General features: G+C 60.9%; 17 protein-coding genes, 1 tRNA gene and 1 riboswitch. Of the genes, 7 read left to right on the top strand and 11 right to left on the bottom strand.

Annotated features, from left to right (window positions below; translation table 11 throughout):
• The 5 genes from thiS to EK369_RS06815 all read right to left on the bottom strand — a co-directional run bounded on the left by thiS (nucleotide 1) and on the right by EK369_RS06815 (nucleotide 4,209).
• The gene (gene thiS / locus EK369_RS06835; protein WP_127112947.1) at nucleotides 1-195 is read right to left on the bottom strand and encodes a sulfur carrier protein ThiS; all 195 of its coding nucleotides are present in this window, start codon (nucleotides 193-195) and stop codon (nucleotides 1-3) included.
• Nucleotides 179-1,156 carry a glycine oxidase ThiO gene (gene thiO / locus EK369_RS06830; protein WP_127112946.1) on the bottom strand — a complete coding sequence of 326 codons (978 nt, stop codon included), beginning with the start codon at nucleotides 1,154-1,156 and terminating at the stop codon, nucleotides 179-181. The genes thiS and thiO overlap by 17 nt, the downstream gene beginning before the upstream one ends.
• Nucleotides 1,153-1,956, bottom strand: a complete 804-nt coding sequence (thiD, locus tag EK369_RS06825; protein WP_127112945.1) for a bifunctional hydroxymethylpyrimidine kinase/phosphomethylpyrimidine kinase — start codon at nucleotides 1,954-1,956, stop codon at nucleotides 1,153-1,155. Before thiD ends, thiO begins: the two co-directional genes overlap by 4 nt.
• Nucleotides 1,957-2,000: 44 nt before the next feature.
• Nucleotides 2,001-2,099, bottom strand: a riboswitch (TPP riboswitch).
• A 47-nt stretch (nucleotides 2,100-2,146) separates the two neighbouring features.
• A complete protein-coding gene (gene hutC / locus EK369_RS06820) occupies nucleotides 2,147-2,851 on the bottom strand; it encodes a histidine utilization transcriptional repressor HutC (RefSeq protein ID WP_235871354.1) in 705 nt (234 codons plus the stop codon).
• A complete protein-coding gene (locus EK369_RS06815; RefSeq protein ID WP_127112944.1) occupies nucleotides 2,848-4,209 on the bottom strand; it encodes a formimidoylglutamate deiminase in 1,362 nt (453 codons plus the stop codon). The genes hutC and EK369_RS06815 overlap by 4 nt, the downstream gene beginning before the upstream one ends.
• A 74-nt stretch (nucleotides 4,210-4,283) precedes the next feature.
• Between EK369_RS06815 and hutI the strand changes: the two genes are divergently transcribed.
• From hutI to EK369_RS06795, 4 genes are all read left to right on the top strand, one after another.
• A complete protein-coding gene (gene hutI / locus EK369_RS06810; RefSeq protein ID WP_127112943.1) occupies nucleotides 4,284-5,480 on the top strand; it encodes an imidazolonepropionase in 1,197 nt (398 codons plus the stop codon).
• Nucleotides 5,461-6,261: an N-formylglutamate deformylase gene (hutG, locus tag EK369_RS06805; protein ID WP_127112942.1), complete on the top strand. Its 801-nt coding sequence runs from the start codon at nucleotides 5,461-5,463 to the stop codon at nucleotides 6,259-6,261. The genes hutI and hutG overlap by 20 nt, the downstream gene beginning before the upstream one ends.
• The gene (gene hutU / locus EK369_RS06800; RefSeq protein WP_127112941.1) at nucleotides 6,258-7,931 is read left to right on the top strand and encodes a urocanate hydratase; all 1,674 of its coding nucleotides are present in this window, start codon (nucleotides 6,258-6,260) and stop codon (nucleotides 7,929-7,931) included. The genes hutG and hutU overlap by 4 nt, the downstream gene beginning before the upstream one ends.
• Nucleotides 7,932-8,049: 118 nt before the next feature.
• The gene (locus EK369_RS06795; RefSeq protein WP_127112940.1) at nucleotides 8,050-9,312 is read left to right on the top strand and encodes an aminotransferase class V-fold PLP-dependent enzyme; all 1,263 of its coding nucleotides are present in this window, start codon (nucleotides 8,050-8,052) and stop codon (nucleotides 9,310-9,312) included.
• Nucleotides 9,313-9,381: 69 nt separating this feature from the next.
• Here the strand turns inward: EK369_RS06795 and EK369_RS06790 are convergent, their stop codons facing one another.
• The 3 genes from EK369_RS06790 to EK369_RS06780 all read right to left on the bottom strand — a co-directional run bounded on the left by EK369_RS06790 (nucleotide 9,382) and on the right by EK369_RS06780 (nucleotide 11,468).
• The gene (locus tag EK369_RS06790) at nucleotides 9,382-10,518 is read right to left on the bottom strand and encodes an MFS transporter (protein ID WP_127112939.1); all 1,137 of its coding nucleotides are present in this window, start codon (nucleotides 10,516-10,518) and stop codon (nucleotides 9,382-9,384) included.
• 463 nt (nucleotides 10,519-10,981) lie between these two features.
• Nucleotides 10,982-11,057 (bottom strand) — tRNA-Ala (locus EK369_RS06785).
• A gap of 84 nt (nucleotides 11,058-11,141) precedes the next feature.
• Nucleotides 11,142-11,468 carry a TIGR02300 family protein gene (locus EK369_RS06780; RefSeq protein ID WP_127112938.1) on the bottom strand — a complete coding sequence of 109 codons (327 nt, stop codon included), beginning with the start codon at nucleotides 11,466-11,468 and terminating at the stop codon, nucleotides 11,142-11,144.
• 108 nt (nucleotides 11,469-11,576) lie between these two features.
• On the opposite strand from EK369_RS06780, the gene EK369_RS06775 reads away from it, so the two are divergent.
• Both EK369_RS06775 and EK369_RS06770 read left to right on the top strand, forming a co-directional pair.
• On the top strand, nucleotides 11,577-12,269 hold the full coding sequence (locus EK369_RS06775) for a M48 family metallopeptidase (RefSeq protein WP_127112937.1): 693 nt from the start codon (nucleotides 11,577-11,579) through the stop codon (nucleotides 12,267-12,269).
• 31 nt (nucleotides 12,270-12,300) lie between these two features.
• Nucleotides 12,301-12,951 carry a GntR family transcriptional regulator gene (locus EK369_RS06770; protein WP_127112936.1) on the top strand — a complete coding sequence of 217 codons (651 nt, stop codon included), beginning with the start codon at nucleotides 12,301-12,303 and terminating at the stop codon, nucleotides 12,949-12,951.
• A 217-nt stretch (nucleotides 12,952-13,168) separates the two neighbouring features.
• Here the strand turns inward: EK369_RS06770 and EK369_RS06765 are convergent, their stop codons facing one another.
• On the bottom strand, nucleotides 13,169-14,041 hold the full coding sequence (locus EK369_RS06765) for a LysR family transcriptional regulator (RefSeq protein ID WP_127112935.1): 873 nt from the start codon (nucleotides 14,039-14,041) through the stop codon (nucleotides 13,169-13,171).
• 90 nt (nucleotides 14,042-14,131) lie between these two features.
• Between EK369_RS06765 and EK369_RS06760 the strand changes: the two genes are divergently transcribed.
• Nucleotides 14,132-14,437, top strand: a complete 306-nt coding sequence (locus EK369_RS06760) for a YciI family protein (protein ID WP_127112934.1) — start codon at nucleotides 14,132-14,134, stop codon at nucleotides 14,435-14,437.
• Nucleotides 14,438-14,609: 172 nt separating this feature from the next.
• Here EK369_RS06760 and EK369_RS06755 read toward each other — a convergent pair whose 3' ends face one another.
• Nucleotides 14,610-15,941 carry an MFS transporter gene (locus EK369_RS06755; RefSeq protein WP_127112933.1) on the bottom strand — a complete coding sequence of 444 codons (1,332 nt, stop codon included), beginning with the start codon at nucleotides 15,939-15,941 and terminating at the stop codon, nucleotides 14,610-14,612.
• Nucleotides 15,942-15,978: 37 nt separating this feature from the next.
• On the bottom strand, nucleotides 15,979-16,941 hold the full coding sequence (locus EK369_RS06750) for an acetyl-CoA carboxylase carboxyltransferase subunit alpha (protein ID WP_127112932.1): 963 nt from the start codon (nucleotides 16,939-16,941) through the stop codon (nucleotides 15,979-15,981).
• Between the last annotated feature and the right edge of the window lie 27 nt (nucleotides 16,942-16,968).

Raw genomic sequence — 16,968 nt, 5'->3', positions numbered from 1 at the left:
TCAGCCCCCTTGCATCGGCGCGAGCACTTCGACCCGATCACCATCGTTGAGTGTGTGTGAGGGGCGCAAAGTGGCCGGCACGAAGTCTTCGTTAACAGCTGTTGCGACGCGGCCGGAAAAGCCGGTTTCGGTGAGGAGGTCGGCAAGCGTTGTCGCCTGCACCTCGCGGGGATTTCCGTTAAGCACGATCTTCATCGACCATCTCCGAATGTGTGTTTTCAAGCGCCAGATCGGCAACGCCACGCGCCAGGGCGGGGGCGAGTAGGTAGCCGTGGCGGAAAAGTCCGTTGGCATAGATTGTGTGGCCCAGCCGACGGATGCGGGGCAGGTTGTCGGGGAAAGCGGGGCGCAGATCGACGCCGATTTCCAGCACTTCGGCCTCGCCAAAGGCGGGGTTCAGGGCATAGGCGGCACTGAGCAGTTCCAGCATCGAACGCGCTGTAATGCGGCTCGATTCTTCGCTTTCGATCATGGTGGCGCCGAGCATGTAGACGCCATCGCCACGTGGCACGATGTAAAGCGGCATGCGTGGGTGCAAGAGCCGAACAGGCCGTGTTAGAGACACATCCGGGCAGCGAACGACCAGCATTTCGCCCTTGACGCCGCGCAGGTCGTGCAGGATTTCGCGGGCATGCAGACCCCGGCAGTCGATGGCGTTCTTGAGTTGCGCGGGAGCGAGTTTCTTATGGAAATCGACGCCTTGCTCTTGCAGTCCGCGATAGAGATCCTGCAGGGCCTTGCGGGGGTCGAGGTGGGCTTCTTCCGGGAAGAACAGACCTTTGCCGTAAGCAGCCAAATCAGGCTCTAACTCGGCGATTTTTGCCCTTTCGACCTTATCGAACCCTTCCGTCCGGCGTGCGAAACGGCGCAGGTCGGGGAGGTCGCGGCCACTGGCAACCACCAGCGTCCCGCAGCGTTTGACCGGGGTGCGATCGGCCCACCAGTCAATGGCTTGTTGACCTAGGCGCAGCACCGGTTCTTCGGCGTTTTCATATTCGCACCACGGGGCAAGCATGCCGCCGGCCCACCACGAGCAACCATGGGCGCCGGGCGATCCGCCGGGGTCAAAGACCTGTACCTTGACCCCGCGCGAGACCAGCTCCGAGGCCACGGCCAGACCGGCAACACCGGCCCCTATGATGGAAAAGAGCGTCACGCGTCCCAGACCCGGTAGAAGTGATGCACGGGGCCGTGCCCATGGCCGACGCCCAGTTTGTCAGCTTCGGCGATGGCACCTTGCAAGTAAGCATGGGCCTCCTCGGCGGCTTGGGTGAGCGGCAGGCCCTTGGCGAGACCCGCGGCGATTGAAGATGACAGAGTGCAGCCAGTGCCGTGTGTGTTCTTGGTGTCTCGACGGGAGGCAGACATTTCCGCGAGCACACCGTCTGGACCGATGAGAATATCGTGGCAGACATCACCCGAAGCGTGGCCGCCCTTCATCAAGACCGCCTTTGCGCCGAGCGCGCAGAGCGCCAACCCGTGACCCACCATGTCCTCGCGATCTTCGGCGACGAGACGGTCAAGAAGAACGGCGGCTTCGGGCAGGTTCGGGGTGAGGACCGTAGCGCGGGGCAGCAGCTCCTCGCGCAGGGTTTGCACGGCCTCGCGCGCCAGCAGGGCGTCGCCGGATTTGGCGATCATGACCGGATCCAGAACGATGGGGCCGGTGAAGTCCCGCAACCCATCGGCGACGGTCTGGATGATCTCGGGCGTGGCCAGCATGCCGATTTTGATGGCGCCGACATCGAGGTCTGAGAGAACCGCATCAATCTGGGCGGAAATCACGTCAAGAGGCACGCCATGCACGGCTGTGACGGCTTGGGTGTTTTGCGCGGTGATCGCGGTAATCACACTGGCGCCATAAACACCCAGGGCGGACATCGCCTTGAGGTCGGCCTGAATGCCAGCGCCACCACCGCTATCGGATCCTGCGATTGTGAGGGCTATAGGTACCAAGTCGTCGCTCCGGTTTGGGGGCAACGAGGGCATGGAAAACGTCTGTCTGACTAAAGACCGTTCCCTACGCCGGAATTGCCCGGATCAGGTTCGATGGGTCGACGTAAACGCCTCTCAGCCAGATGGCACCCCAACGGTATTGTGCCCCGCATAGCAGGCACCTGTCGCAGGGTCAATCGGTTCGGGTGGGTCAGCCGACTTCGGTCAGCATCTGGTATCCGGGGTGGGCGATGGCCTTGACCGAAGTGATCGGGGCGTCGTTGACCCAGGTCGTGCGCTCGACCACAAAAAGCGGTGTGGTCGGATCGGTGGCAAAGATCGGGCCATAATCCGACCCGGCGTTGGTGGCGTAAAACCGCACAGTACAGCGGGAATAGGGTCTGTTTTTGACCAGCCACTCATTGGCGCTGAGGGTGGTGAGGTCCACATCGCGGATCTCGGGCACAGTGTTGAGTGCGATCCAACGGTCCTCAAAAATATAGGGTTTCTGGTCGGCAAGGTGCAGAGCGCGCAGATGCAACATGTCCTGTGGCGCGCTGAGGCCGAAGGCGGTGGTGACGTGCAGAGGGCTTGGTGCCGGGGTCTGTTCGAGGAGGTGGTAGCCATAAGATTGCCCGCGCGCTTCAATCTCGGAGCGGGTGACCGGAATATCAAAGGTCGCGCGGGTCACGGGGTTGGCGGGCACACGGGTGCCGCCCTTGCGGCGGCGTTCGACGATGCCACTGTCGGCGAGGTCCTGCATGGCGCGCACGACAGTCGAGCGGGCGCAGCCCAGCTCAGCGGCCAGTTCCTCATCACGGGGCAGGCGGTCTCCGGGCGCATAGTCGGACCGCAGGATGCGGGCAGCGACCTCATCCCGGACGGATTTCCAGTTGTGGCGCATAGGAGAGATCACGCAGAGGCCTTTAGCGAGGTCATGACGGTTCGGAAATCCCTGATTATCTGATCCTGACGGATGTGACGACCCTGTTTCACCATGTGGCGCCCGGCACTCCAGACGTCTGTGATGCAGTCCTGCCCGTGGCCGGTAAAGATCAAGCCGTCGAGCGCAAGGTCGCCTGTTGAATTGTTGAGCCAGCGATTGTCTGTCTCGATGGCGATCAGGTCGGCCAGCGCGCCGGGGCGGATGCCGCCGCTGTTACGTCCGGCGGCCTGTGCACCGCCGTTGCAAGCCGCGGCAAACAGGCGGTGGCCGGTCGAGAGCGTTTCGGTGGCGAGCACGGCACGACGGCGGGTTTTCAGGCGCTGGCTGTATTCGAGGGTCTTGAGCTCTTCAAACAGCGTGATGTGGATGTTTGAGTCTGAACCGATGCCCAGTTTGCCTTTGGAGTTTAGCCAGGTCTCGCCATTGAAAATGCCATCGCCAAGACTGGATTCTGTCAGGGGGCAGAGGCCCGCAACAGCACCGGTCGTGGCGAGATCACGGGTTTCCGTATCACTCATCTGGGTGCAGTGGATCAGGCACCAGCGCGCATCAACGTGGGCGTTCTGCAAAAGCCACTCGGTCGGGCGGGCGCCAAGGTGTGCCAGAACCTCGTCCACCTCGGCGGTCTGTTCGGCGAGATGCATATGGATGGGGCCGGTGGGGGTGAGGTCCAGGGCCATTTGTAACCCCGCGCGGTCGACAGCGCGCAGAGAGTGGGGGGCGGTGCCGATGTGGTGGTCCGCAACCGTAATCGCTTTGGCGGCGCTCGCGTGCAGGGCGGCAAATTGGTCGGGGGTGTTGCCAAAGCGCATTTGACCGCCCTCGAGCGGGCGCGCGTCACAACCGCCGAACTGGTAAAGAACGGGCAGGAGGGTCAGGCCAATGCCTGCGGTTTCCGCAGCGCGGATAATGCGGTGCGACAGTTCGGCGGGGTCGGCATAGGCATGCCCGCCAACCTGATGGTGGAGATAGTGAAACTCGGCCACGGCGCTATAGCCCGCTTCGAGCATTTCCATGAAGGTGAGGGTTGCGATGGCCTCGATCTGATCCGGGGTGAGTTGATCGAGGAAGCGGTACATCAGTCGCCGCCATGTCCAGAAACTGTCATTTGGGTTGGGGCCTCGGGCCTCGGTCCAACCTGCCATGGCGCGCTGAAAACTGTGGCTGTGCAGGTTTGTCGGGGCGGGAAGCAGGAGGTCGTGGGTGGGAGTATCAGACTCTATTCCGGCGAAAATCGCCTCGATCTGCCCATCTGACCTGATGGTGATCGTAACATCGTTTTGCCAGCCCTTGTCGGTTAGAACCTGTTTTGCAGCGATCTTTTGCACGGCATTTCCTCTTGACTCTTGTGTCGAACTTAAAAATATTATGTACGTACTTAATAAGGGGTGCAAGTGCGAAGATGCGGGTTCTAGAGAATCTCGATGTTGCGACGATGGTCGAAGGGGGCGCTCCTTATGGGTTGATCCCGGATGGTGCGATTGTTCTGGACGGCACGCAGGTGGCGTGGGTGGGGCCGCAGGCAGAGCTGCCTTCTGACTGGCAAGGATGTGAACGTGTGGATTTGGGCGGGCGCCTGGTCACGCCAGCACTGATCGACTGTCATACTCATCTGGTTTTCGCAGGCAGCCGGGTGCGTGAATTCGAAATGCGCCTGAACGGTGCGAGTTACGAAGAGATCGCCCGCGCGGGTGGTGGAATTCTGTCGACCGTGATCGGTACGCGCGAGGCGTCAGAGGCTGAGTTGCTGCGCGACGCGCTGAGCCGGGCGGATGCTCTGATCGCAGAAGGGGTCAGCACGGTTGAGGTCAAGTCGGGCTATGGGCTGGATGTCGAGACGGAACTGAAGATGCTGCGCGTGGCGCGGCAGATACCTCAGCATCGTGATCTTTCCGTAACGTGTACTTTCCTGGGGGCGCATGCTGTGCCCAAGGGGATGAATGCAGAGGTCTATCTGGAAGATGTTTGTCTTCCGGCGTTGCGGCAGGCCCATGCCGAGGGGTTGGTGGATGCCGTGGACGGGTTCTGCGAGGGCATTGCTTTTGACGCCGATCAGATGCGCAAAGTTTTTGCCGTGGCGCGCGAGTTGGGGTTGCCGGTAAAGCTGCACAGCGATCAGCTGAGCAATATCGGCGGGGCGCAGGTGGTTGAGGACTTCGCGGCCCTGTCTGCGGATCACGTGGAGTATATCGACGAGGCCGGTGTCGAATGCCTAAAGCGCGCTGGGGCGGTGGCGACCTTGCTGCCCGGCGCGTTCTATTTCCTGAAAGAACAGCAACGCCCACCGGTCGATTTGTTCCGCAAGCATGGCGTGCCTATGGCACTGGCAACGGACTGGAATCCGGGGTCATCCCCCTTGGGGTCCCTTTTGTTGACGATGAACATGGGCTGCACGTTGTTTGGCATGACCCCGGCTGAGGCTTTGGCCGGTACAACGCGGATCGCTGCGCAGGCGCTTGGCTTTACTGATCGTGGTGTTGTGGCCGAGGGCATGCGAGCCGATCTGGCGGTCTGGGATGCGGAGCACCCTGCCGAGCTGAGCTTTCACATCGGGTTCAACCGGCTGCACAGCCGTATCCATGGAGGCCGCATTGACTGAGATCGAGGTCACGCGTGGCGAAGGTGCAATGGTCTTGGGGCTGCCGCATACGGGGACCTTTGTGCCCTCGGATATTTTGGACGGTTTCAACGACACCGGGCGGGCGCTGGCGGATACGGATTGGCACATAGATCGTCTCTATCGCGGCCTGATACCGGGTTTGACAACCGTGCGCACGCCGGTGCATCGCTATGTCATCGATGTCAATCGCGACCCCGACGGGCAGAGCTTGTATCCCGGGCAGAACACAACGGGCCTGTGCCCGGTGACCGATTTTGACGGGGTACCGATTTACGCTGAGGGGCATGAGCCGGATGCCGCGGAAACGCAGCGCCGGCTTGAGACCTATCACCGGCCTTACCACGCTGCACTGCGGGCCGAAGTTGACCGTGTTCGCGCCAAACATGGGTTCGCGATCCTGTACGACTGTCATTCGATCCGGTCTGAAATTCCCTTTCTGTTTGAGGGCACCCTGCCGGATTTCAACATCGGAACCGATAGCGGCAAGACTTGCGCGCCCGATCTGGCAGGAGGCGTTGAGGCCATATGCCGTGCGGGGACCGGGTATACGACCGTGGTGAATGGCCGCTTCAAGGGCGGCTGGACCACGCGGCATTATGGCGAACCTGAAAACGGTGTTCACGCGATCCAGATGGAGCTCGCCCAGTCCACATATATGCACGAAAGCCCGCCCTGGGCCTGGGACAACCCCAAGGCCCAAGGGCTGCGCAAGACCCTTACACAAATCCTCGAAATGCTGTCCGACTGGAGACCCCAATGAGCGATCCCCGCAAGAACATCCGTGATGTATTTCCACCCACCGGCCCCGAGCTGAACGCCAAACATTGGGTGACCGAAGCGCCAATGCGGATGCTGATGAACAACCTGCATCCGGATGTGGCCGAAAACCCGCACGAACTGGTGGTCTATGGCGGTATTGGCCGGGCGGCGCGCACATGGGAGGATTTCGACCGCATCGTCGCCACGCTGAAAGATCTGGAAGAGGACGAGACACTGGTGGTGCAATCGGGGCGTCCTGTTGCTGTGGTGCGCACCCACGTTGACGCGCCACGTGTGTTGATCGCCAACTCGAACCTCGTCCCGCATTGGGCCAACTGGGATCACTTTAACGAACTCGATAAAAAGGGTCTGATGATGTACGGCCAGATGACCGCTGGCTCGTGGATTTACATCGGCACGCAGGGCATTGTTCAGGGCACCTATGAGACTTTTGCCGAGGCGGGACGTCAGCACTATGGCGGCGACCTGACAGGCAAATGGATTCTGACCGGTGGTCTTGGCGGCATGGGCGGGGCACAGCCCCTGGCCGCAGTGTTTGCCGGGGCCTGCTGTCTGGCGGTCGAGTGCAATCCGGACAGCATCGATTTCCGTCTGCGCACCAGGTATCTGGACGAAAAGGCCGAGACACTGGACGAGGCGCTGGAGATGATCGAGCGTTGGACGGCAGCGGGCGAAGCTAAATCCGTAGGTCTGCTGGGCAATGCCGCCGACATTTTCCCGGAAATCCAACGTCGCGGGATTCGTCCGGACATCGTGACCGACCAGACCTCGGCCCATGATCCGCGCCACGGCTACCTGCCGCAGGGGTGGTCATTGGCCGAGTGGAAGGCCAAGCAGGAAAGCGCGCCGAAAGAGGTGGAAGCGGCTGCAAGGGCCTCGATGAAGGTGCAGGTTGCAGCGATGGTGGCGTTCCACAATGACGGCGTGCCGACGGTGGATTACGGCAACAACATCCGCCAGATGGCGCTGGAGGAAGGGTTGGAAGATGCCTTTGCATTCCCCGGTTTTGTGCCTGCCTATATCCGCCCGCTGTTCTGCCGGGGTGTGGGGCCTTTCCGCTGGGCGGCATTGTCAGGCGACCCCGAGGATATCTACAAGACCGACCAAAAGGTCAAAGAGCTGTTGCCGGACAACACGCACCTGCACAACTGGCTGGACATGGCGCGCGAGCGGATCAGCTTTCAAGGGCTGCCAGCGCGGATTTGCTGGGTTGGCCTGGGTGATCGGCACCGATTGGGGCTGGCGTTCAATGAGATGGTCCGAACTGGTGAGTTGAAAGCGCCAGTGGTGATTGGGCGTGACCATCTGGACTCGGGGTCCGTGGCCTCGCCCAACCGCGAAACCGAGGCGATGCGCGATGGCTCGGACGCGGTGTCGGACTGGCCCTTGCTGAATGCCTTGGTCAACACGGCCTCGGGGGCGACCTGGGTCAGCCTGCACCATGGGGGCGGGGTTGGCATGGGGTTCAGCCAACATGCGGGCGTGGTGATCTGCGCCGATGGTACTGATGCGGCGGCGAAACGGCTGGAACGAGTCCTGTGGAACGACCCGGCCAGCGGTGTCTGGCGCCATGCGGATGCAGGGTACGAAGACGCCGTTGAATGCGCGCGGGACAAAGGGCTGCGGCTGCCGGGTATTCTGGGGAACTGATGGACCTTGGCCAAGAAACAAACCGGGCTGCAGCGTGACCATCACGTTGCAGCTTGACACCTCGACCGTGACACGCGCTTATCAAATCGGCCCTGCGCGTTGAAACCGGACGAGACCTATGAAAATCCAAGATAATCCCGCACTGATCACTGCCATTCGCGATCGCTTTGCTCACGTGGACAGCTGTCCGTTTCAGGGCGAACGCATCTTTTTCGAGAATGCCGGAGGGGCTCTGACACTCAAGCAGGTGGTTGAGACGTCCGCCACCTATGCCGCCATCCCCGACAACCAGGGACGCGACAACCCAGCAGCACATGCGCTCGTCGCCACCATCGACAAGGCCAAAGCGGACCTGGCCGTGTTGATGAATGCGCCAAGCGGGCAATTCTTTGCCGGAGAGAGCGGGACCGAATTGCTGTTTCGGGTGATCCGCACGGCGTGTGTGGCGGCCCCAAAAGGTGCCAAGGTCATCGGCTCGTCCATTGAGCACCCAGCCAGCCGCAGTGCAGCGCGGCGATGGGCAGAGATTGCCGGGTTGGACTATGTGAACGTGCCCCACGATGATGCGACTGGCAGGGTCACTGCCGAAGACTACGCCAGGCTCATGACGCCGGACGTGGCGGTGGCAACGATCCTGCATGCCTCGCCCGTAACGGGGATGGGCATGGATGTGGCGGCGATTTCTCAGGCTATTCGCGCGGTGTCACCCAACTGTTTCATCATCGTGGACGGTATTCAGCACGCGGCGCACGGGCAGATGGATCTTGCCGCGTACAATGTCGATGGCTACGCGATTTCGCCCTACAAGATGTTCTCGCGCCACGGATATGGCATCGCCTGGATTTCGGACCGGATGACCGCGCTGCCGCATGACATGTTGATCGACGCGCCTGCGACAGGCTGGGAGTTTGGCACCCGCGACACCGGCGCCTACGCCGCGATTTCGGACGTGGTGGCCTATTTCGACTGGCTGGGTGGCGAGATCACGGACGAAACCGACCCCCGCGCCCGGATCGAAGCTGCGGGTCGTGCGATCCATGCCTATGAGACCCACCTGACAGACGCGATGATCAATGGAACCGGCAACCTGCCGGGGCTGCGCGACATGGATCACATCACCATTCTTGCGGGGGCAGACAACCCTGCCCGCGAGGGGTTGGTTTCAATAGTGGTCGACGGCATGGCCTCGCCGGATGTTGTGACCAACTTGAACAATCAGGGTATCCGCACTCACACCCGAAAGGCGGATCACTATAGCGGCAATGTCCTGGACCCGCTTGGGCTGACGGATTGCATCCGGATATCTCTCTGCCATTACAACACCGAACAAGAGATCGCGACGCTGTTGGCGGCTTTGAAAGAGATGGGTGAACCGGGCTGAGACCTGAGGATCACAAGGCGCAGGCACCCACCCGAAAGTGAGCGGGTGCCTGCATGTTCATCCAAGTGGTCACGCGCGATTGTGATTAAGGGTCAGAGCCAGAATACCAAACAACGCTGAAAGCGCGGAGAACCCGACCACTGGGGTGCTCGCGCCCACCACGCCCAAAACCAATGGGCCGAGCACATACCCAATGCCCCAGAAGAAATAGTACCCTCCCGAAACCGCCCCTTTGAGTGTGTCCGGCGCGAGGTCATTCAACTCGGCAATTGATGCCACACAAAACACCCCGAGCCCGATACCTGCCAGTCCAAGAGGCAGGTACACCAACATTCCTGAAAACAGCGGCAGGACACTCAATCCGATGGCCGCCAGCGCCATGCCCCAGACCAGAAAGCCCGGGCGTCCGATGCGGTCCGAAACTGTCCCCGCAACGACCTGCGAAAGACTGATGGCCGCGTAGAACAGGACGAAATGCAGACTGGTGGCGGTGGCGTCGAACCCGTGGCTTGCTGCGAGGGACACGGGCAGAACGGTCAGAAACACACCATAGCCAGCGCCATACAGCAGCACGCCAAACAACAGAATTACGATCCGTCTTTGGCGAAACAGATCCAGAAACTGGCGGGTGCTCAGCCGAGAGGGACCAACCGCCCCTCGCGTGGGACGCAGGAAAAACAGAACGCAGGCCCCGGAAAGCGCGCATAGAACCGCAAAGACCAGAAAGGGCAGGCGGCCCAACCCATCCGGGGCGAGGAACAAGCCCAACAGCGGCCCCGCCGTCAAACCGGCATGGATCGCAAAGTTGTAAAGTCCAATGGCGCGGCCTTTGGACGTTGGGTACGCCAATGACAAGACGGCGGGACCCAGCGCCCAGATAGACGCCTCACCAAGGCCCTGTACCGCCCGCCCAAGGAACACGCCGCCCGCGCTTTCGGTGGAATAGAAGATGACGCCCGAAACGGCACAGGTCAGATAGCCAGCGACCAGAAACCACTTTGGTCCCAGCCGGTCTGAAAACGCGCTGATCGGCAGTTGGGCCAGAACATACGCCAGCGCGAAGACCGAGGCGACCAGCGCCACACTTTCGAGCGATCCGGTCATATCGAAGACGCGCTGCGGCAGCAGGGCCACGATCATGCCGACGCCCAGCATCAGTAAAGTGGCAGACAGGCTGAGAACGAACAGAGGAGATAATTTTTGCATAAGGATTGCCTCTGAGCAGCCGGGTGACGACACACAGGCACATCCTGAGGGTGGCGTTCACTACGACTGCGAAATGAAAGGGATTATGAGGCGAGGCGGCACACACAATTCTCCCGGCCGTTCAGGCAGGATTGATTTTGCCTAATGCAGCGTCTCGCAACAGAAAATGTGCGGCGTGCCTCGGCACGTCACACACAAACTGTTAGGCGCGAGGCGGAGGTGAAACTGCGAAAATGCGCGATGTCAGGGTCATCAGAACAATGCTTCTCGAAAGATGTCTACGCCAGCGAAGCTATTGTTCATTCTTTGCAAAGTAAACACCCGCACTCTGCAGACGCCGCAGGGGATGCGTACACAGAAATCGCATGGCTTTGGAAAATCAGCGGGCGTCGCGCGACGCCCTGTGGCGCATGCTGAAGCAAGCCAAATCGCCAACGCGCAATGTCTTGTAAATAAGAGGTTTTGGTGGAGCCTAGGAGGATCGAACTCCTGACCTCTACAATGCCATTGTAGCGCTCTCCCAGCTGAGCTAAGGCCCCAAACCTGCAAGCATCTCTGCTTGTGCGCGCCTATTTAGGCGCTTGCCGGGGCGGGATCAAGCGAAAAAACCCGCCCCCTTGGCATTAATTTTCGTCGTCCTCTGATGCAACGTCTGCGATTTCGTCAAGCGAGACATTGTCGTCATCATCGTCGTCCAGAACAGCGTCATCGAGCTCCAGATCAACCGAGTCGTCGTCATCCAGCAGATCGTCGCCATCCGTCGCGTCAGCGGCCTTGGCCTTCAGCGTCGCCGCATCTTCTGCGTCGGCCTCGATCATGCGGCTCTTGCCGCTGTGGATCTCAATCGTTTCCCCGGTGTAGGGGCTGACGATTGGGTTCTTGTTCAGGTCGTAGAAGCGCTTGCCAGTGGTCGGGCACACGCGTTTGACGCCCCATTCTTCTTTGGGCATTGGAAATCCCCTTTAGATTCTCATGAGTCTTGTCGACAGTTCGGGCCAACTGCCATAACAGATGCGGCGTGTCAAAGGGTATCGCGCCCTACATGGTCAGGAGAGCGCATGTCGCAACACTTCCTTCCCGGATCACCGCCGATTCCGGTGGTTTTGCGCCGATCGGCGCGGGCGCGTCGTATTTCCTTGCGGGTATCGCGTTTGGATGGGCGCGTGTCGCTGACTTTGCCCCAGGGTGTGCCTGAACGTGAAGGTCTGAGTTTCGTCCGCGAAAAAGAGACCTGGATTCGCGGTCAACTGGCGCAGAGACCAGAGCAGGTTGTGGTGAGCCTCGGGCAGGAGATCCTTGTAGAGGGGCGGCCGCTGTTGATCGCGCCCGGTACTGGGCGTTCCGTGCAGGTGGATGCGGGGCGTTTGCTGGTGCCGGGGCAGGCTGACAGGGTTCCGGCGCGCGTGCAGGGGTTTCTGAAGCAGATCGCCCGTGATCGCCTTGCGGCGGCATCCGACCGCTACGCCGAGCGGCTTGGCCGCGGCTACAGCCGGATGACCCTGCGCGATACACGGTCGCGATGGGGGTCGTGTTCCTCAAACGGGGCGTTGATGTACAGTTGGCGGCTTGTCATGGCCCCGGCAACGGTTCTGGAATACGTCGCCGCCCACGAGGTGGCCCATCTGGCCGAGATGAACCACTCCCCGGCCTTCTGGGCAAGGGTTGAGGACATTCACGGCCCCTATCAAGAGCAACGCGCCTGGCTGCGGCAAAAGGGTGAGACGCTGCACCGGTTCCGATTTGGCGATTGACCCGGATGCGGTTTGTGATCACATTTGAGACATGCTGACCCACACCCGACCCACGGACCCTTCAAGCTCGGCACATGATCGTGTGTATCGACAGCTGCGCACCCGCATCATGCATGGCGAAATTGCCCCCGGACAGGCGCTGACCCTGCGCGGTATTGGCAAAGAGTTTGACGTCTCCATGACCCCGGCCCGCGAGGCGGTACGGCGGTTGGTGGCCGAGGGCGCGCTGTTTCTGTCCAGCTCGGGGCGGGTGTCCACTCCGGAGCTGACCAGTGATCGGATCGAAGAGCTGGCGGCCCTGCGGGCGCTGTTGGAGGTCGAGCTGGCCAGCCGTGCCCTGCCGCGCGCGCATATGGCGCTGATTGAACGGTTGCAGACGATCAATGGCAATGTGGCGCAGGCGGTCGAGAACCGTGACGCTGTCAGCTATATCCGCACCAACCTCGAGTTCCACCGCACCCTTTATCTGCGGGCGCAGGCGCCTGCCATGCTGGCCATGGCCGAGACCGTCTGGCTGCAGCTGGGGCCGACCATGCGGGCGTTGTACAGCCGGTTCCGCAAAAGCGAACCGCCGCATTTCCATCGCCTGATCATCGCAGCACTCAAGGCCGGGGATGAGCCGGGTTTGCGGCTTGCTGTGCGCTCGGATGTGACCCAAGGGTTGAAGATGCTGGTGCGGTGATGACCGAAACCTTGCCCCACCGTGCGCCGCAGTTTCGGCGCAGGGGCGGCGAATCGGGCTTAACGTCAGCGTTTCAAGGGAAAACCGCGTTCGGTAATACGTCGGTATCACGTCGGTATTGCGTCGGTGTCGGGTGGTTGGATTTGCCGGATTAACGCGGCGCGCGGTGCATGGGGACAGCTGCGCCATGTACGAACTGCAGCTTTCAGGTCGCGTTTCAATCCCAGTCCAGACTGGTCAGCCAGCCTTTAGCGGCTGTGATTGACAATCTCGATGTTTGGTCAACGTGCGATAACATCCAGACCTCTCTGGTCGGGTACTTAACGCCCCCTTCTAGTTCGACTGCTCGAAATCGCGCATCGCCCGATGCAATCGCGCGGGGCAAAAGCGTCTTTCCAAGCCCCTCCGCTGTGGCCTGCATGCCCGTCTCTGCATCCGCAATTCTCAAAGTTGAGCGCATTCCGGTAGGCTTCGCGGCGTTTTCAAGCCAACGCGCTTGCGGCAAGTCCGAATGTGCCTCGTCATAGGTGATCCATCTCAACTTCTCGTTTTCAAGTGAGGAGGTGAAACTTGCGGCATATGCCGCAAATGAAAGCTCGCCCAGTTTTTGCGCTCTTGTCCGCAAACCTCCACCAGATGGACGCGCAAAACGCACCGCGAGATCTGCCTCACGTTTAAACAGATCCAGGTTTTCCGAGCAGGGAACCAGCTCGATGGTGAGGTTTGGATGCAAACGTTCTAAAGCGGCCAGGCCAGGCACGAGGAAGTGGTTCACTATGATCGGTACCGAGCTTATCCGAACACGGCCTGTGACGTGATGTGCGTTCTCGCCTGCTACTGCTCTTATCGCTGCGTTCGCAGCCTCTATGGTTTCAGCGTGCGACAGGATTTCGAGCGCGGCGTCGGTTGGTTCGTAGCGTCCATTGGCACTGCGTACGAACAGCATCGTTTCCAAGGCCTGCTCGATTTCCTTGATCCTACGGGCCACCGTCGTTTCGCTGACCCCAAGCGTTCGGCCCGCATGCGTGAGCTTTCCCATGCGGTGAAGTGCTAAAAGATACTTAAGGTCGTTCCAGTCGTGATCCTGCATTCTTGCAGACTAACCCGCCATCTTTTGTGGGACAATCTGCGGATTTGATGTGGCACTAATATATGCAGGTTGATTTGTGGAGGCGAGAAAATGAAGTTCATCATCCTGTTCGAGGATTCACCGGATGCCGATCCTGACATCCGCAGTAGTCACATGGCGAAGCACCTCGATTTCCTGGAGCGGAACTCGGCTAAGATCGAGGCAGCAGGCCCTTTGTCAGATGGCGCAGGACAAGGCCGCGATGGTTTGTGGATCGTTGACGCTGCGTCGGAGGATGAGGTGGAGAAACTGGTGCTTGAAGACCCGTTCTGGCCCACAGGTCTCAGGAAATCCTATTCAATCATCAAATGGAAACAGGTGTATTTGGACGGGGCGCGATTAATCCATCCGGTCTGAAGCATCAGCATGTGGAACGGCACCACGGACATTGGCGCAGTCGCAGCGAAAGCTCACTTCGTCCCCAAAAGCCGCCACCGGATCATTCAATCGCGGCGTTCTGATGCGGGTATGGCGTCAGAGGGATTGTGGGACGGTGTGAGGGTCCGATAGGCGTCGAAACGCCCCCCAACTACCCCTGCGTGGGCCAGGCGCGATGCTCATCGTCGATGACAAAGGCGTGTGTGTGGTGCCGCTGGCCGTGGTGCTCTTGCAGATGCGGATGGGTCTCTGGCAGATCCGGGTGCTCATGCACCAGCGCGGCGTCGGAACCGGGGCGCCAGAGCCACAGACCCAAAAGTGTTGCGAGCAACGCCAAAACCCCAAGCAGGACAAGGGCGACCGGGATCGAGACCAGCTTGGCCATCCATCCGGCCAGGGGGTAGGTGATCAGCCAGCAGGCATGGCTGAGCGCGAATTGAGCGGTGAAGACGGCGGGGCGATCCTCAGCGTGGGCGGAGCGGCGCAAGAGGCGGCCTGAGGGGGTCAATACTGCGGAATAGAACACGCCGATGAGCGCCCAGAGGAACAGGAATGCGGGCCAGTCCAGCGGGCCTTGGGTGGCGTAGATCAGGCCGTGCAGCAGGGTGACAAGCGACACAGCGATGGCGGCAAGGCTCATGACACGCCGGTCGGACACGTGGTCCAGCAGGCGCGGGATAGACAGTGCTGCGGCCATCGACCCGGCACCAAAGGCCGCCATGGCATAGGCAAGGTGGGTTTCGCCAAAACCATAGATCGCGCGCACCATGACCACGGTGTTGACCAGCACAAAGGCCCCGGCGGCTGCTGCGGCAAAATTAAAGGCCAGAAGCCCGCGCAGACGGGGCGTGTTCAGGTAGATCCAGCTGCCGCGTGTCACCCGTTCGCGGAACGGTCGCGTGGTGTCCTGACCCAGCGGTGGAACGCTGGAGATCTGGATCAGGGCCGTGGACCACAAGAATCCGGCAACGGTGCCTGCGAAGAGCCAGTGAAAATCCATCACCAGCAACAACAGCCCCGCCAATGCCGGCGAGATCAGATTCTCGATGTCATAGGCCAGCCGCGACAGGGACAGGGCGCGGGTATAGTCGCCCTCTTCCGGCAAAACGTCCGGGATGACGGCCTGAAAGGCGGGGGTGAAGGTGGCCGATGCTGACTGCAAGAGAAAGATCAGCAGGTAAACCTGCCAGATTGCATCGACAAAAGGCAGGCACAGTGCCACCGCAGCCCGGATCAGATCCATCGCGATCAAGAGCTGCTTGCGCGGCAGCCTTGCCGCAATGGCTCCGGCGATGGGGGACAGGCCGACATAGGCAATCATCTTGATCGTGTAGGCGGTGCCCAGAACAGCCCCCGCCGCGTCGCCCGCGAGGTCATAGGCCAGGAGCCCCAGCGCCACGGTCAACAGGCCGGTGCCCATCAGGGCCACGACCTGTGCGGCAAACAAACGGCGGAATGTGGTGTTGCTCAGGATTCCCAACATGGTCGCAGCCTAGCGCCGGTCCGCGACAAGAGGAAGATCAGGCCGCGAGACCTTTTTCACCCATTTTCAGGAATTTTTTACGGCGGGCCTGGATCAATTCCTTGGGTCCCTGGTTGTCCATCTCCGTGAGCATGCCCTTGATCGCCTTGCCCACGGTTTCGATCGTGCCGGTGCGGTTGCGGTGCGCGCCGCCCTTGGGCTCGTCAATGATGCGGTCGGCAACGCCGAGCTGCTTGAGGTCCTGTGCCGTCAGCCGCAGGGCTTCGGCCGCTTCGCGCATCTTCTCGGCATCCTTCCACAGGATCGAGGCGCAGCCTTCGGGAGAGATCACGGAATAGACGGAATGTTCCAGCATCGCGACGCGGTTGGCCGTGGCAAAGGCCACTGCCCCGCCCGAGCCACCTTCGCCGATCACGACGCTGATCAGCGGCACGCCGATCTGCAGGCATTTTTCGGTCGCGCGCGCGATGGCTTCGGATTGGCCACGCTCTTCGGCCCCTTTGCCGGGGTAGGCGCCGGGGGTGTCGACCAATGTGACCACCGGCAGGCCAAATTTGTCCGCCATCTCCATCAGGCGGATCGCCTTGCGGTAGCCTTCGGGGCGGGCCATGCCAAAATTGCGTTCGATACGGGATTTGGTGTCGTTGCCTTTTTCGTGGCCGATCACCATCACCGGCTTGCCGTCAAACCGTGCGAGGCCCCCCATGACCGCGTGGTCATCGGCAAAGTTCCGGTCACCCGCCAGTGGCGTGTATTCAGTGAACAGCGCGTCGATATAGTCTTTGCAGTGCGGGCGCTCGGGGTGACGCGCAACCTGGCATTTGCGCCAGGGCGTGAGGTCTTTGTAGAGCTCGGTCAGAAGGTCTGCAGCCTTTTTGTCAAGCGCCGCGACCTCATCTGTGATGTCCATCTCTTCGTTCTGACGCGCCAGTGCGCGCAGTTCCTCGGCCTTGCCTTCGATTTCGGCCAAGGGTTTTTCGAAGTCGAGATAGTTGGTCATTATCTGGTCCCTGACAGTGCTGCGCTT

The organism is Shimia sediminis (assembly GCF_003990645.1).
In the GTDB taxonomy this organism is placed as follows: Bacteria; Pseudomonadota; Alphaproteobacteria; order Rhodobacterales; family Rhodobacteraceae; genus Shimia; species Shimia sediminis.
The sequence above is the reverse complement of the archived record's forward strand: the minus strand, read 5'-3'. Positions and strand labels throughout refer to the sequence as shown.

Coding starts and splice junctions, on each gene's coding strand:
- thiS (WP_127112947.1), bottom strand. CDS start 195: ATGAAGATCGTGCTTAACGGAAATCCCCGCGAGGTGCAGGCGACAACG.
- hutI (WP_127112943.1), top strand. CDS start 4,284: ATGCGGGTTCTAGAGAATCTCGATGTTGCGACGATGGTCGAAGGGGGC.
- hutG (WP_127112942.1), top strand. CDS start 5,461: ATGGAGGCCGCATTGACTGAGATCGAGGTCACGCGTGGCGAAGGTGCA.
- hutU (WP_127112941.1), top strand. CDS start 6,258: ATGAGCGATCCCCGCAAGAACATCCGTGATGTATTTCCACCCACCGGC.
- EK369_RS06795 (WP_127112940.1), top strand. CDS start 8,050: ATGAAAATCCAAGATAATCCCGCACTGATCACTGCCATTCGCGATCGC.
- EK369_RS06790 (WP_127112939.1), bottom strand. CDS start 10,518: ATGCAAAAATTATCTCCTCTGTTCGTTCTCAGCCTGTCTGCCACTTTA.
- EK369_RS06780 (WP_127112938.1), bottom strand. CDS start 11,468: ATGCCCAAAGAAGAATGGGGCGTCAAACGCGTGTGCCCGACCACTGGC.
- EK369_RS06775 (WP_127112937.1), top strand. CDS start 11,577: ATGTCGCAACACTTCCTTCCCGGATCACCGCCGATTCCGGTGGTTTTG.
- EK369_RS06770 (WP_127112936.1), top strand. CDS start 12,301: ATGCTGACCCACACCCGACCCACGGACCCTTCAAGCTCGGCACATGAT.
- EK369_RS06765 (WP_127112935.1), bottom strand. CDS start 14,041: ATGCAGGATCACGACTGGAACGACCTTAAGTATCTTTTAGCACTTCAC.
- EK369_RS06760 (WP_127112934.1), top strand. CDS start 14,132: ATGAAGTTCATCATCCTGTTCGAGGATTCACCGGATGCCGATCCTGAC.
- EK369_RS06755 (WP_127112933.1), bottom strand. CDS start 15,941: ATGTTGGGAATCCTGAGCAACACCACATTCCGCCGTTTGTTTGCCGCA.
- EK369_RS06750 (WP_127112932.1), bottom strand. CDS start 16,941: ATGACCAACTATCTCGACTTCGAAAAACCCTTGGCCGAAATCGAAGGC.